The organism is Candidatus Berkelbacteria bacterium (assembly GCA_016432625.1).
GTDB lineage: Bacteria > Patescibacteriota > UBA1384 > 2-12-FULL-50-11 > 2-12-FULL-50-11.
In genome coordinates, this window is record CP066697.1 from 584,621 (window position 1) to 597,590 (window position 12,970).

15 protein-coding genes are annotated in these 12,970 nt (G+C 50.9%); 2 read left to right on the top strand and 13 right to left on the bottom strand.

Annotated elements, in window-relative coordinates:
* Nucleotides 1-88: 88 nt before the first annotated feature.
* Nucleotides 89-973: a peptide chain release factor 1 gene (prfA, locus tag HY845_03250; protein QQG51549.1), complete on the top strand. Its 885-nt coding sequence runs from the start codon at nucleotides 89-91 to the stop codon at nucleotides 971-973.
* The gene (prmC, locus tag HY845_03255) at nucleotides 960-1,808 is read left to right on the top strand and encodes a peptide chain release factor N(5)-glutamine methyltransferase (GenBank protein QQG51550.1); all 849 of its coding nucleotides are present in this window, start codon (nucleotides 960-962) and stop codon (nucleotides 1,806-1,808) included. The genes prfA and prmC overlap by 14 nt, the downstream gene beginning before the upstream one ends.
* Here prmC and HY845_03260 read toward each other — a convergent pair.
* The 13 genes from HY845_03260 to HY845_03320 are packed head-to-tail and all read right to left on the bottom strand — an operon-like array spanning nucleotide 1,805 to nucleotide 12,924.
* Complete coding sequence (locus tag HY845_03260) at nucleotides 1,805-2,962, bottom strand: trypsin-like peptidase domain-containing protein (GenBank protein ID QQG51551.1); 1,158 nt, start codon at nucleotides 2,960-2,962, stop codon at nucleotides 1,805-1,807. The genes prmC and HY845_03260 overlap by 4 nt on opposite strands.
* A 2-nt stretch (nucleotides 2,963-2,964) precedes the next feature.
* Nucleotides 2,965-3,225: a hypothetical protein gene (locus HY845_03265; GenBank protein ID QQG51552.1), complete on the bottom strand. Its 261-nt coding sequence runs from the start codon at nucleotides 3,223-3,225 to the stop codon at nucleotides 2,965-2,967.
* Between the two features lie 9 nt (nucleotides 3,226-3,234).
* Nucleotides 3,235-3,756 (bottom strand): mechanosensitive ion channel, encoded by a 522-nt coding sequence (locus HY845_03270; protein ID QQG51553.1) that lies wholly within the window; start codon nucleotides 3,754-3,756, stop codon nucleotides 3,235-3,237.
* Nucleotides 3,757-3,774: 18 nt separating this feature from the next.
* Nucleotides 3,775-5,163, bottom strand: coding sequence for an Asp-tRNA(Asn)/Glu-tRNA(Gln) amidotransferase subunit GatB (gene gatB / locus HY845_03275; GenBank protein ID QQG51554.1), 1,389 nt, complete (start codon nucleotides 5,161-5,163; stop codon nucleotides 3,775-3,777).
* Nucleotides 5,160-5,543 carry a hypothetical protein gene (locus tag HY845_03280; protein ID QQG51555.1) on the bottom strand — a complete coding sequence of 128 codons (384 nt, stop codon included), beginning with the start codon at nucleotides 5,541-5,543 and terminating at the stop codon, nucleotides 5,160-5,162. Before HY845_03280 ends, gatB begins: the two co-directional genes overlap by 4 nt.
* A 2-nt stretch (nucleotides 5,544-5,545) precedes the next feature.
* Nucleotides 5,546-5,767, bottom strand: coding sequence for a hypothetical protein (locus HY845_03285; protein QQG51556.1), 222 nt, complete (start codon nucleotides 5,765-5,767; stop codon nucleotides 5,546-5,548).
* A 3-nt stretch (nucleotides 5,768-5,770) separates the two neighbouring features.
* The gene (gene gatA, locus HY845_03290) at nucleotides 5,771-7,120 is read right to left on the bottom strand and encodes an Asp-tRNA(Asn)/Glu-tRNA(Gln) amidotransferase subunit GatA (protein ID QQG51557.1); all 1,350 of its coding nucleotides are present in this window, start codon (nucleotides 7,118-7,120) and stop codon (nucleotides 5,771-5,773) included.
* On the bottom strand, nucleotides 7,113-7,415 hold the full coding sequence (gatC, locus tag HY845_03295; protein ID QQG51558.1) for an Asp-tRNA(Asn)/Glu-tRNA(Gln) amidotransferase subunit GatC: 303 nt from the start codon (nucleotides 7,413-7,415) through the stop codon (nucleotides 7,113-7,115). The genes gatA and gatC overlap by 8 nt, the downstream gene beginning before the upstream one ends.
* 28 nt (nucleotides 7,416-7,443) lie before the next feature.
* Nucleotides 7,444-9,429 (bottom strand): NAD-dependent DNA ligase LigA, encoded by a 1,986-nt coding sequence (gene ligA, locus HY845_03300; GenBank protein QQG51559.1) that lies wholly within the window; start codon nucleotides 9,427-9,429, stop codon nucleotides 7,444-7,446.
* The gene (locus HY845_03305) at nucleotides 9,429-10,316 is read right to left on the bottom strand and encodes a M48 family metalloprotease (GenBank protein QQG51560.1); all 888 of its coding nucleotides are present in this window, start codon (nucleotides 10,314-10,316) and stop codon (nucleotides 9,429-9,431) included. The genes ligA and HY845_03305 overlap by 1 nt, the downstream gene beginning before the upstream one ends.
* A 45-nt stretch (nucleotides 10,317-10,361) precedes the next feature.
* The gene (locus HY845_03310; protein QQG51561.1) at nucleotides 10,362-12,086 is read right to left on the bottom strand and encodes a DUF2207 domain-containing protein; all 1,725 of its coding nucleotides are present in this window, start codon (nucleotides 12,084-12,086) and stop codon (nucleotides 10,362-10,364) included.
* 32 nt (nucleotides 12,087-12,118) lie between these two features.
* Complete coding sequence (locus HY845_03315; GenBank protein QQG51562.1) at nucleotides 12,119-12,673, bottom strand: LemA family protein; 555 nt, start codon at nucleotides 12,671-12,673, stop codon at nucleotides 12,119-12,121.
* A 14-nt stretch (nucleotides 12,674-12,687) separates the two neighbouring features.
* A complete protein-coding gene (locus HY845_03320) occupies nucleotides 12,688-12,924 on the bottom strand; it encodes a hypothetical protein (GenBank protein QQG51563.1) in 237 nt (78 codons plus the stop codon).
* Nucleotides 12,925-12,970 lie beyond the last annotated feature (46 nt).

Consider the following 12,970-nt stretch of genomic DNA (forward strand, 5'->3'; position numbering starts at 1 on the left):
GAAATTGTAACAAACCTGGGACCTCTCTTCAAGGATAGGTGGGCATATCCCTCGAAATTTCACCTGTTTCCAGGTAAAATTAAGCTAAATGCGGTCAGATATTGAAACCCAACTAGCCGAAGCCGAGCAACTCGCAAACGACGAGACGGCTGATCGTGCCATTCGCGATCTTGCCCGAGAGGAAATAAAGCGCCTTCGTACCGAGCTCTACGTCGAGGACCCGATCAACCAACGAAACGCTATTATCGAGATCCGCTCAGGAACTGGCGGTGATGAGGCCGAGTTGTTTGCCGGTGAACTGCTACGAATGTACTCACGTTACGCCGAGCGACAGGGTTGGAAAATGGAAATGATCGAGCTGGCCCGTTCCGAACTTGGCGGGATTAAGTCGGCCGTAGCTCTGGTTAAAGGTCATCAAGTTTACTCTCGTTTGCGTTTTGAGGGCGGGGTGCACAGGGTACAGCGAGTACCCAAGACGGAGAAATCAGGCCGTATCCACACTTCGGCTGCCTCGGTAGTAGTGCTGCCTGAAGCACGTGATGTCGACGTTCAAATCCGCCCCGATCAGATTCGGGTTGATGTATACCGAGCCGGCGGCCATGGCGGCCAGGGCGTGAACACCACCGACTCGGCTGTCCGCATCACCCACTTGCCAAGTGGCATCGTTGTCACCTGTCAGGACGAACGCTCTCAATTGAAAAATAAAGAGAAAGCCCTAAACGTCCTGCGTAGTCGTCTTTGGGAGGCCGAACAGCAACGACAACAGAGCGAGACCGGTGATTTACGCCGTTCTATGATTAAGACCGGTGATCGCTCCGACAAGGTTCGGACCTATAACTATCCCCAAAGTCGTATAACCGATCACCGAATAAATAAAAGCTGGCATAACCTAGAGTCGGTTTTAGATGGCAACCTTGAAGCGGTGACAGAAGCGCTGATTCAGGCTGATCTTGGAATTGATGTCGACGATTAACGCACTTCTTGGCGCTGCGGCGCAGAGATTGCAGGAAGCCGGTTACACTCACGGCCAACGCGAAGCGGAAACTATCCTTGGCTACTTAACAGATTCTGATACAACCAGGCTCTTTACGCATGGCAGCGAGGAGTTGCCAGAGAGTGTGGCTTCGAGGTTCACTCAGGCTATTAACGATCGTCTTCAGGGAAAACCACTTGCTTATATCGTCGGTTCCCAACAATTCCTCGGTTGGCAGCTAAAGGTTGACGAACGGGCGCTTATTCCTCGTCCCGAAACTGAGCAGCTTGTAGAGTTCTTAGTAAAAATGATTCGTGAGCGTAAGTTTCAGGGGGCAAAAGTCTTGGAGGTCGGTACCGGTTCTGGAGCCGTGGCAATCGCCCTCAAGAAGTACTTCCCTTCCTCCATAGTCACCGCCACCGATATTTCGCCAGAAGCTTTGGAGCTAGCGGAGGATAACGCACGACGTCTAGGTGCAGAGATTGAATTATGCGAGAGCGATTTGCTCGAAAAAGTGCCCAAGAACAAATACGACGTCGTCGTCGCCAACCTTCCGTATGTCCCCACAGAACGCCTGGCCTTTGTGAGCGAGGAAATTCTTGACTGGGAACCGATGGTGGCGATTGACGCCGGGGACGACGGATTTAAATACATCAGTAGATTACTTGGGACCATCCAGCCATATCTTGCCAAAGATGCCATCATCGCCTTAGAGATGTGGCACACTCACGCGGACCAGATAGCTGAAAGCGTCGATCGTAACCTACCTGGCGGCAGCGTAAGAATTGAGCCTGACCTTGCTGGCTACGACCGTTTCGCCTTTATCACAACCTAATCAAGTTGCCCCAAAGTAACTTCGAGTGCTTGAGTTTTACCGTCGCGTAGAATCGTCAGCGTCACCTTATCGCCTGGGTTATATTTACGAATTAGGCGCGTCAGCGGATTTGATTCAGTGATCTCGTCATTACCGACCTTAGTTATTATGTCCCCGGATTTAATGCCAGCTTTCTCAGCCGGGCCGCCAGAAGCAACCGCCGCAGCCCCCTGACTCCCGCTAATTAGTGCCCCCTTCTCGACAGCGAGCCCTAACGATTTAGCGACCGCCTTAGTGATAGTCTGGAAACGAACGCCGATATAAGGCTGAATAATTTTGCTGTTTTTCTTATAGCTCTCAAGGTCTTTTTTGAGCTCATTAACGGGTATCGCGAAACCAATACCTTCAGCGTCACCAGCAATTAATGAGTTAATACCGACAACTTGCCCGCCGAGCGTTAGGAGCGGCCCACCGGAGTTTCCAGGATTGATTGCGGCGTCAGTCTGGAGCAGCCCGTAAAATGCGTCACTGCTACCGCTAGCGTTAGCGGAGCGTTCCTTTGCGGAAACGACGCCGACGGTAACGCTGTTTTGCAGCTCTCCAAGTGCGTTCCCAATAGCAATCACCCACTGCCCAACTTGAACCTTGTCAGAATCTCCTAAGTCAGCCACCGGCAATCCGGTCTCCTCGATTTTAAGAAAAGCGATGTCATTCGACGGATCTTTCGCGACGACTTTGCCGTCATAGGTTTTATTGTTCGAAGTCGTCACGGTAAACTTCTCACCACTTGATACAACGTGCTTATTCGTCGCGATCAAGCCGTCAGAAGTAATGACGAAGCCCGTCCCGGAAGTTTGTGGTGCTTCAATGGTTCCCAAACCAAAAACATCGCGCATTGCGCTACCGATGCTAGTGACGCTAACGACAGCCGGGTCGACTTTTTTACTCGCATCAATGATCGCTGAGGACTCTTCGACAATGATTTTTTCCGAGCGAGTCGTGTTGATGTCGAAAACCTTCAGGTCGTTAAGCCCAAGAGCAGTCCTCCAGCGTTCGCCAGTAGGTGTGACGGAAAGAAAGTAGAGCGTGCCAATAACGACCAAGAATGTGACAATAACAGTTGTAGCGACGACGAGACCAAAGAACGGTTTTTGTTTCGGATCTATTTTTATCATTTCTACTTTTTCTTAGCAGAACCATTATCAGTGCGCTCGTGCACGGCCCGCAAGACAGACTCTAGTGCCGTAGCAATCGTTCCCATGTTAACAATTGCCGGCACAATGTCACTGACAAAACTGCGAAAGGTTTTAGAGAGGTTTTCGATCCTGCCCAACATACGGTTTGCACGATGCAAGAGAACGATCAGATAACCGAGCGCGACCACAAAACCAGCAAGGACTAAGATGGCCATGTAGTTTATGAAATCAAGCGTTGTCAAAATTCCCTCCTATCTCTTTTTTACTACGATCCACGATGCTTTGTCGAATGTTGAATTCGGTAGGACGTGTAATTTACCGCTCTTATCGCGCAGACGGACCTTGCGGGCGTCCATTTTTTCGACGACGCCGTCAATGTCATTTAAGCGCAGCTCGTCACCAACGTTGAAGTCCGGGTCCTGGGCTAAGAAAATACCCGAGATGAGGTCCTGAACGAGTGAAGAGGCGCCGGCAGTGATGGCCAGGCCGGCAACAGCTACGAAGCCTGATAAAGCAAAGGCTAGCTGGGTCAAACCCATCTGTTGCAGCAGCGCAGCTACCAGCAAAAGCCAAAGTGCAACGTTAATAACCGACATCAGGATGTCTTTTAACGCCTGTTTGGCACGTGAGACACGGATGAGACTGCTGATGATAAACGCAACAATTTTCAGGAAGACGTAGCCAACAACAAACGTCAAAAGTAACTGCGGCAATCTATCAAGCGCCTTATCGCTGAGCGCGGCTATCTGGTCCCAGAATGTTCCCAATCCCATGAATCAACTTTAGCACAACTACCCAAGCAAGCGTCTTATAGTGTCTTGAGCAACCGTAACGTTGATCTGCCCTTTGGTTCTAGTCATAACTTGGCCGACTAGAAAGTTTAAGGCCACGACTTTTCCTGCCTTGTAATCGGCGAGCGCCTTGGGGTTAGCTTTTATCACTTCTTGTGCGACTGCCTCGGGGTCAATATCGCCCGACGTCCCTTTGCGCGCGGCGACAAGTTTTTCAGCCGTCTCGCCATCAAGGACCTGAGCAACTAAACTCTCAAACATCGACTTGCTCCAGCCTTGATCATTCTTGGCCTCGAGTAACAGCAGTCGGTCACTAGCATTAAGCTCGGAAAATTTGGGCAATCCGGCCCGCATCTTGCCATCTTCGAGGGTGTAAAACTTAACCTTGTCATCATCTTTGAATTTCTTAGATGAAGCCGCATAGGTTTCCATAATTGAATCGAACTCCTGCCTGTCAACAATAATCTTGGCGATCGCTTCGCTCATGCCGAGCTTCGCTAATCTAGTGCGTTGCTCATCCGGCAAAACGAGCGAGCCCGTGGCCTTGCCGAGCGAGATAGAGACCATTGGCAGGTCTGGCTCCGGGAAATAGCGGTAATCAGCGCTAGTTTCCTTGCCACGCATGACGGCGGTTTCCCCCTTTTTCTCATCCCAAAGCCGCGTTTCTTGAGCGACGGTTTTACCTTCGTCTAATAGTTTAGTCTGGCGAGCAAACTCGTAGTTAATCGCCCGTTCAACCGAACGGAAGGAGTTAAGGTTCTTCACCTCAACTTTAGTACCAAGCTCGGCACCGGCAGCAGCGATAGAGATATTGGCCTCGCAACGCATCTGACCTTTTTCCATATCGGCGCGGCTGATCTTGAGGTGCCTAACCAAGCGCTGAAGTTCCTGGCAAAAATGTTTAGCCGCCTCGGCGGTATGAAAATCGGGTTCGGTCACCATTTCAAGTAGCGGTACGCCAGCACGATTGTAGTCGACGAGCGAACGTTTACCTTGCGTGTCATGCGTCAATTTACCGGCATCCTCTTCAAGATGGATTCTAGTTATGCGGTGCGTCTGTCCTTCGATAACTATACTGGCGCGCTCTACTAGCGGAGCGGTTGATTGAGATATCTGGTAGCCCTTCGGCAAATCCGGATAAAAGTAGTTTTTCCGCGCCCAGAAAGTCTTCGGGGCGATCTTTCCGTTTAAAGCCTGTCCCAAGCCAACGGTCATCTCGATAGCTTTTTTATTGAGTAGCGGTAGCGCCCCCGGCAAGCCGTAGCAGACCGGGCAGACGTGAGTATTTGGCTCGGCGTTAAAAGGATCGTTCTTGCAGCCACAGAACATTTTGGTCGTCGTCTCCAGCTCCACATGAACCTCAAGACCAACCGTCAGTTCTCGCGTCATCTGGCGCTCTCTCCACGCAAAAATGAGACCGATTCGCTGTAGGTACGGAGGAAAGTGCTCTTCTCCCACTCGGCGACAAAACTGCCAGATTCGTGTACCAATTCGTTACGTTTCAGATGAGCTTTCCACAGCTGGCTATAGAGCTGTTTCGGGAAGCGATTGCGCAGGGCTTTGAGTCGGTCGGCGAACGTATCGGCCTTAACAAACTCCCTCATTAAAGAGTCGATTAACTTATCGTAATCAATTATCGCCTGCTTGAAAGCTAGTTGGTTGTTCTGGGCGGCTAGCGCATCAATCTGGCGCATCCGTGATTCAATTTCCAACCAGTCGATAACCGGCCGCTTAGGTTTAGAGCCAAAAAGTGTCTGCCAAAAGCCCATTTTTAGCCGCGCCCCACAATGTTAGAGACGATGCTGCCGATATGCTCTTCCACGAATACTCCAAGCCAAAGAAGGAAGATGGTTACAGCTACCGTTGCTGTTATTCGGCGTAAATAAGAGTAGAAACTGCGCATCTGCTCGCGTTTTCGTTCGGCAATAAGAGTCCGCTCCAAGGCCTCGGTCTCGATTTTGGCTAGTTTCTTCTCTCTGGCCCTTCGTCCCATTGTTTAAGAATACTTCCTTGGCGCCTTAGTGTGATAGTCGGTCTCGGCTTGAAAAGTCTTCGCTAGGGAAATTAGCTTGTTGTCTTCAAAGTGCGGCGCGACAATTTGTGCCCCGATTGGCATGCCAGAAGCGCTGAAACCACACGGCAGAGCAATCGCTGGGATGCCGGCTAAATTTACTCCGACCGTCAACAAATCGGATTGATACATGGCGATCGGATCCTTAACGCGACTGCCGATATCAAATGGCAGTGTCGGCGTCGTGGGTGAAATCAGCACATCAACTGATTTGAAAACTCGCTCATAATCTTGCCGGATCATATCCTTGACCCGAACGGCCGTTTGGTAATAGGCGTCGTAATGACCGACCGAGAGAACGTAAGTCCCAAGCAATATCCGCCGTTTCACTTCTTGCCCGAAGTGCGCCCGGGTATCGCGATAAATGTCTTTTAACTCGTCGCGCCGTTCGCTCTTCTGGAAACGAATACCGTCATAGCGTGCTAAGTTCGCAGACACCTCTGCAGGCGTAATTACGTAATATGCTGGCAAACCGTAAGGCAGATACGGCAGTGAAACTTTGCTCACAATTGCGCCCCGAGATTCAAAAAAACCGACAAATTCCTTTACGGCGCGGGCAATCTCCTGATCAATATCTAGCTCCCAGAGCTCCTTGGGCAAGCCGACGCGTAAGCCTTTCAGATTGACATCCTCAGGTTTGTAGGTGTAATCGGTCGTTGTCTGGTCGAACTTATCCTGACCGCTGATAGCCGCGAAGACTCGCTCGACAGTGTTAGCGTCGCGGGCAAGTGGCCCGATTACATCAATTGAGCTTGTTAAGGCGATGAGTCCGTAGCGCGAGACGGAACCGTAAGTAGGTTTAAGGCCAGTCACGCCGCAGAACGCTGCCGGTTGTCGAATCGAACCAGCCGTGTCGGAACCAAGGGCAGCGTCGCAAAGCCCGGCAGCAACTGCTACGGCCGACCCCCCAGAAGAACCACCTGGCACCTTACTGGTATCCCAGGGATTTTTCGTTACACCGTAAGCCGAATTCTCCGTCGAGGAGCCCATGGCGAATTCGTCAAGATTCGTTTTACCCAATAGTGCCGCTCCTTTGGCTCTAAGCCGTCGGACAACCGTTGCGTCATATGGGGAAACGTACCCCTCCAAGATTTTCGAGGCAGCAGTTGTTGGCCAGTCTTTGACGACGATGTTGTCCTTTATGGCCAGAGCCATATCAGCTAACTCACCTTCTACTACCGCTGTAGTGCGGTCGTTTTCGGCCTGAAAAAGAAAAGCGTTCAGCTCTTGGTTAGTTGTTTTAATGCGCTCCGAGTAACTGGCAGCTTTATTCATCAACTGAGCTACCTAGGACCGGTGGGACGATGATTTGGTTACGGTCAAACTCTGGCGCTAGACGCTTAATTTGTTCTAATGAAAGCTCATCACTGGACGGCGTGTCTTGGCGCAGCTTCTCCAGGGGCAGTGACAAGCCACTTGAAACGTCCTCGACGTTTGCTTGGCTTAGTTGGTCGACAAAATCGACAATTTTTGGCAGTTGAGCGGCAAATTCCTTGGCCTCTTGCTCGTTCAAGTAGACTCGGGCCAAAGACGAAAGATGGTCAATTTCCACGCGATTTAGTTCGCTCATATCTGGAGTGAGTGTACCAGGGGAGAACTTATGACTCAACCAGCTCGCGAAACTCGTACTCGCTCAGGGTTTTGACACCGAATTGTCGCGCTTTGTCAGCTTTAGAACCAGGGTTAGCGCCGACTACCACCAGATCGGTACTCCTCGAGACTGAGTCATTGACGTCAGCGCCGTTGGCGCGAGCCAATTCCTGAGCCTCGCCCCTTGTTAGCGTCTCCAAAGTACCGGTGAAAACAATCGACTGGCCAGAGAGTCTTCCGGCTACCTTCTCCTGCTGCACCACCGTGACAAATTTCTGCAATCGATCCAATAGGTTTTGGTGGGCAGGGTTCTGGAAATATTCGGCGACGCTCGACGCAACAACTGGGCCAACATCAGCTACTTTTTGCAGCTCGTCAAGTTTTGCCTGACGCAGTTTCTGAAGCGAGCCGAAATGGCCAGCAAGAGCTTGGGCCGTTTCTACCCCTACGTGACGGATACCTAAGGCGTAGATAAAACGGGGCAAAGTAACTTTTTGCCGCTCCTTGATCGCGCGGATAATATTGCTGGCCGATAATTCGCCGAACCTTTCGAGGCCAACTACATTCTCTTCTTTGAGGCTAAAAATGTCGGCCGTATCACGAATTAAACCAGCGTCGTAGAAGGCATCAATAACTTTCGGACCGAGTCCCACAATGTCCATTGCCGCCCGGCTTGTAAAATGTCGGAGTTGTAAAAGCGTTGAGCCGTAGCACTGCTTGTTGGTGCAGCGGTACGCTGCCTCACCCGCCTGGCGGGATATCGGAGAGTTGCAAATCGGGCAGAGGCGCGGAAAATGAAACGCCCGCTCGGCGCCGCTCCTAAGTTCCTTAACCGGTCCTACAACTTCGGGGATTATGTCACCTGCCTTGCGTACAATGACTGTGTCGCCGATTTTAATATCTTTGCGTTTTATTTCGTCTTCGTTGTGCAAAGTTGCCCGTTTGACAGTAGTACCGGCTAGATGAACCGGCTCTAACTCGGCAACCGGCGTCAGCGTCCCAGTGCGTCCTACCTGAACCGTAATGTCGTGTAGTTTTGTTGTCGACTCCTCTGCAGCCCATTTGAAGGCAACGGCGCCGCGCGGATTATTACCGATTGTCCCAAGCTTTTCGTATTTATTTCGATCGTTTATCGTGACCACAACTCCGTCAACCTGAAAAGCAAGGTTTTGTCGCACCGTTAAGAGCCCTTCCCAGTATTTGACCACTGCTTCGGGGTTCTGGAAAGATTTTGCCCGCCGATCGGTGACGAAGCCAAGCTTGTCTAATAGCGCATGCTCTTGCTGGTGAGTGGAAGTTTTGACGCCGCGCAGGCCATATGCCATGAAAGCCAATGGCCGCTGGGCTGTTAGCCGCGGGTCAAGTTGACGGACAGCGCCCGCGGAAGCATTTCGGGGGTTGGCAAAAAGCGGCAAACCTTCTTTCGCGCGCTCTTCGTTCATCTTCTGGAACTCACTTATAGGCATATAAACTTCCCCCCTGACTTCAAACTCGTCCGGCAAAACCTTAATCTTGTTCAGCTGTAACGGCACCGACTGAATTGTTAAGAGGTTTCGCGTCACGTCCTCACCAACTGTGCCATTGCCGCGTGTGGCACCCCGAACCAAGATGCCGCTTCTGTACAGAAGCGTGATTGCCAGGCCGTCTACCTTCAGTTCCGCGTATAGTTCCCCTAGCGAATCCTTGAGCAACTTGGCAGTGCGTTCTTCCCAAGCGTTAAACTCTGCCGGTGTTTTGACATCGTCCAGAGAAAGCATCGGCTCTTTATGCTCGACTTTTTTGAATTTTTCGAGCGGCGCTCCCCCAACCTGTTTGCCTAGCAAATCTTGATCGACGCTCTTGGGGTACTGGGCAGCTAGTCGTCTTAGCTCTGAACGCAATGAGTCGTAAACCGCATCGCTAACCGAGGGATTGTCGTTCTCATAATATTCGGCGTTAAAACGCCGGATTAACTCTTCCAATTTCTTGATTCTTTCTTGGGGCGCCGTATTCATTACAGCATCGATCTTAACTTTTTCACTCGATCAGGAATCGGTGGGTGGGTTGAAAATACTGTCGAGAGCCAAGAGGACTTCTGTTCTTCAACTCCGAAGGGCTCATTAATAAATAGGTGCGCCGTTGCTCGGTTAGCGCTTTTCATCGGTCGTTCGTAGCGCTCTATCTTCTCCAAAGCTTGGGCTAGCCCTTCTGGAAAACGCGTCATCAAAGCACCTGTCGCGTCAGCGAGATATTCGCGCTTACGTGATACCGCCAACTGAATCAGCTGAGCAAAAAGCGGCGCTAAGATTGCTAGCGCGATAGCCACAAGCGCCCCAATACCTCCCGCACGACTATCATTGTCGTCGCGGCTACGCCAGAACCAGGAGCGAGTCATTATGTCGGAAACTAAAACGATCGTGCCTACCAGGGTTACGGCGACTGTCATGACGAGAATATCCCTATTGCCGATGTGTGACATCTCGTGAGCAATCACCCCCTCAAGCTCCCGTTTTTCGAGTAGCTGCAAGATCCCCGTAGTAACAGCAACCGCGGCATGTTCCGGGCTCCTGCCAGTCGCGAACGCGTTGGGAGAGGGATCATCGATAACGTAGAGCCGCGGCTTAGGCAGGCCGGCCGTAATGGATAAGTTTTCAACTAAACGATGAAGCTCTGGAAACTGTTCACGTGAAGCAACCTTAGCCCCAGTTACAGATAGCGCGATCGAATCGGCGAAGAAGTAGCTTAACCAGCCCTGGAAAAGCGCGATTGCGAGTGCAAAATAGAGAATTGCCTGATTTTCGTAGATGTAGCTTAAGGCCCAGCCGATACCAATGATCAGCATCAGGAAAACAAAGAACATATAGAACGTTCGCCGTCTGTTGGCAGCAATCTCGTTGTACATCGTGGCTCTAATATATCAGTTAACTAGCCGCCTGCCAGGTGTGACTTACCAGGAACCACCGCCTCCGCCTCCGCCGCCACCACCAGAGAAACCGCCGCCTGAGCCACCAGGAGTGCTGCCGAGTGTCTGCCCGATTTGTGATGAAAGCGAGGAGATAGAGTCGTTGAATGAATCGAAACTAGCAGCGTGGGCAGAACCAACGTACCAACCGAGCATTGGGGCGGTTGTAGTTTGATCAGCGTAGATTTTTTTAAACGCCGCTAGCCACTTGTCAGTTAGGGCAAAGGCGATGGCGTAAGGCAGGTACTTCTCGAAGATGTTTTCTTTTTCGTAGAACTCCATGCGATACTTTTCAGCTTTTGACAGATACAATTTGAACCCCTTCAGCTCGTGGAGCAAGATCGCTCCCCGGTCGGTTCGGCGAGGCATAATGACGCCAAAGACGAGCGTGATAACACCGCTTAGGCCGACAGCGATCATGAATCCGGGCGAAAACGTGGCAATACTCCAGAAGGCAATAAAGATTAAAACTATGCCGACCGTGATTAACGCTCCTCGCCAAATAAGACTCGCTGGGTCCAAAAGCTGGGCTCCCTCCAACACTTTATTGCCTTGATCTTTAAGCTCGCCGAGGTGGGTGTGAAAAGTATTTTTGTTATCGCTGAGCTTCGTTGTGCTGCCTTCAGCCATGGCGCCGAACAGTTTCTCTAGCAAGAATTTCTGGTAGGATTTCAGACCGCTCGTATCAGCCTTCAACAACACCAACTGATAGTCTTTCTTGCCAAAGAGGCCTTTTTTAGCAATTTCTTCGATTCTTAAGTGGCCTCTGACGGCCAGATCGATCATCGTCGCCGTGACGTAATCCGGCTTAATTTCACCGTAACTCTCGAGTAGGCCTAGTTCTAGGGGCGATAACTTTGCCGGTGGGCCGTACTGGACTAGCTCGGGACGCTTCAAATTCGGGTCATCACCCTTACGACGCCATAGGCTAAAGAGCACGAATGTCACTGCGAGTGGCAAAATAAACCATAGCCAAGTGCCATATTGCTCAAGAAATGTTGGCGAATAAGTGTTTATTGTCCCTGACGGGAACTTAGCTACTAACGTGACGCCGTTCTCCGGCAGCAGGGCGTCGGTTGTAAAGATGTGCAGCACGTCCTTACCCTGACTATTCGTGTCCCAACTTGCCTGGCTGATTTTTGCTTCTGTCGAGCCTCGCAAACCGTCATAGATAGTGTACTCAACCTTATCTTTATCGATCGGCAGCTCAACGAGGGCCGAAAAACTATCGATCGGCAGCTGCCAGAAATTACCTGAGAGGTTCCAGTTGAATACTTGTCTGGATTCGTCAGCATAGACTGCGTTATCGACGCGATAAGTAAGCCGATACTGTTGGACCCCCATTATGGTCTTGTCTGGGTCACCGATCTTCCAGGTGATGGTGCTATCAATCCGGCTTGCAGATTCCTCGTACGTAAGAGGCTGATCTTCAAAATTCGTGATCGAGCCGAGCGTCACAGGAGTCTCGGCGTAAATACCTTCCGGATACGGCGCCCGTGTGGGCAGAATGCGAAAGATGCCGTGCTTTCCAGGCAGTGAGCCGCAATCGACCGTCAAATCTTCTTGAACTCTCAGGCTAGCGTCGGTGTTGATAGTGATAGCGCTGTCAAATTTCTGAACGACACAGTCGGTGGACGGTTCAGTTGCTCCTGAGCCTAGCGGCAAAAGTAAGGTGCCAATCAGCGCAACCAACGCCACAAAAAACTTCATAGCATAATACTAGCCTATATTGTCGACTCTGTTCAGAACTGGACTTTGACTGGTTCTTTTTCACCGGCGGCGGCTTCGAAAAACTCGCGCTTCTGGGCACCGACCATACCGGCGATCATGTTGGTCGGGAAAGTTTCAATCTTAGTGTTTAGGTCACGGACGTTAGCGTTATAGAAACGGCGTGATGCCTGAATTTTATCCTCAGTGTCCGTAAGTTCAGTCTGAAGAGATAGAAAGTTCTGCGAAGACTTTAGGTCGGGGTAGGCTTCTGAAACCGCAAAGAGACTTTTCAGGGTTTCGCTAAGCATATTTTCAGCCTGGGCCTTGTCGTGTGGCGACTTAGCGCTCATGGCAGTAGTTCGCGCTTCGGTTACCTGTGTCAAAACATCTTTTTCTTGTTTGACGTAGCCCTTGACTGCCTCGATAAGGTTCGGGATCAGGTCGTAGCGACGTTTCAATTGAACGTCGATGTCACTCCAAGCCTCTTGGACTCTATTTTTCAGGGTAATCAGCGAGTTGTAGGTGGCGATAAACCAAATAACAACTAGCGCGGCGATGGCGATGATTATCCATAGGAGTGTACTCATGGCATCACTCTACTTCAACGTGTAGGGTCCTGCAAGGTCTGTACGGCCTGTTTATCTAGAAATGGTAGAGCGGCTTCTAGTCCCGTCCGCGACCCACGAAGTGACAGCAAGAGCATGACGAGCAGGCTAACAACAATTATTATTGCGACGACAAGACCAATTAATAACGGGGTACGTAAGGCCCCGAACGGGCCAGTCCGGATTTTAATTACCTCTTCCGCTTCTTGGGCGGTAATTAATGCCTCACTCAAAGTAGTTCCCTTCCCTGCTAAACATCACCCTCCCATTATGCCGAAA

What these genes read in the sequence shown, in the direction of transcription:
- prfA (QQG51549.1), top strand. Translation starts at nt 89, where the DNA reads ATGCGGTCAGATATTGAAACCCAACTAGCCGAAGCCGAGCAACTCGCA.
- prmC (QQG51550.1), top strand. Translation starts at nt 960, where the DNA reads ATGTCGACGATTAACGCACTTCTTGGCGCTGCGGCGCAGAGATTGCAG.
- HY845_03260 (QQG51551.1), bottom strand. Translation starts at nt 2,962, where the DNA reads ATGATAAAAATAGATCCGAAACAAAAACCGTTCTTTGGTCTCGTCGTC.
- HY845_03270 (QQG51553.1), bottom strand. Translation starts at nt 3,756, where the DNA reads ATGGGATTGGGAACATTCTGGGACCAGATAGCCGCGCTCAGCGATAAG.
- gatB (QQG51554.1), bottom strand. Translation starts at nt 5,163, where the DNA reads ATGACGCGAGAACTGACGGTTGGTCTTGAGGTTCATGTGGAGCTGGAG.
- HY845_03280 (QQG51555.1), bottom strand. Translation starts at nt 5,543, where the DNA reads ATGGGCTTTTGGCAGACACTTTTTGGCTCTAAACCTAAGCGGCCGGTT.
- HY845_03285 (QQG51556.1), bottom strand. Translation starts at nt 5,767, where the DNA reads ATGGGACGAAGGGCCAGAGAGAAGAAACTAGCCAAAATCGAGACCGAG.
- gatA (QQG51557.1), bottom strand. Translation starts at nt 7,120, where the DNA reads ATGAATAAAGCTGCCAGTTACTCGGAGCGCATTAAAACAACTAACCAA.
- gatC (QQG51558.1), bottom strand. Translation starts at nt 7,415, where the DNA reads ATGAGCGAACTAAATCGCGTGGAAATTGACCATCTTTCGTCTTTGGCC.
- ligA (QQG51559.1), bottom strand. Translation starts at nt 9,429, where the DNA reads ATGAATACGGCGCCCCAAGAAAGAATCAAGAAATTGGAAGAGTTAATC.
- HY845_03305 (QQG51560.1), bottom strand. Translation starts at nt 10,316, where the DNA reads ATGTACAACGAGATTGCTGCCAACAGACGGCGAACGTTCTATATGTTC.
- HY845_03310 (QQG51561.1), bottom strand. Translation starts at nt 12,086, where the DNA reads ATGAAGTTTTTTGTGGCGTTGGTTGCGCTGATTGGCACCTTACTTTTG.
- HY845_03315 (QQG51562.1), bottom strand. Translation starts at nt 12,673, where the DNA reads ATGAGTACACTCCTATGGATAATCATCGCCATCGCCGCGCTAGTTGTT.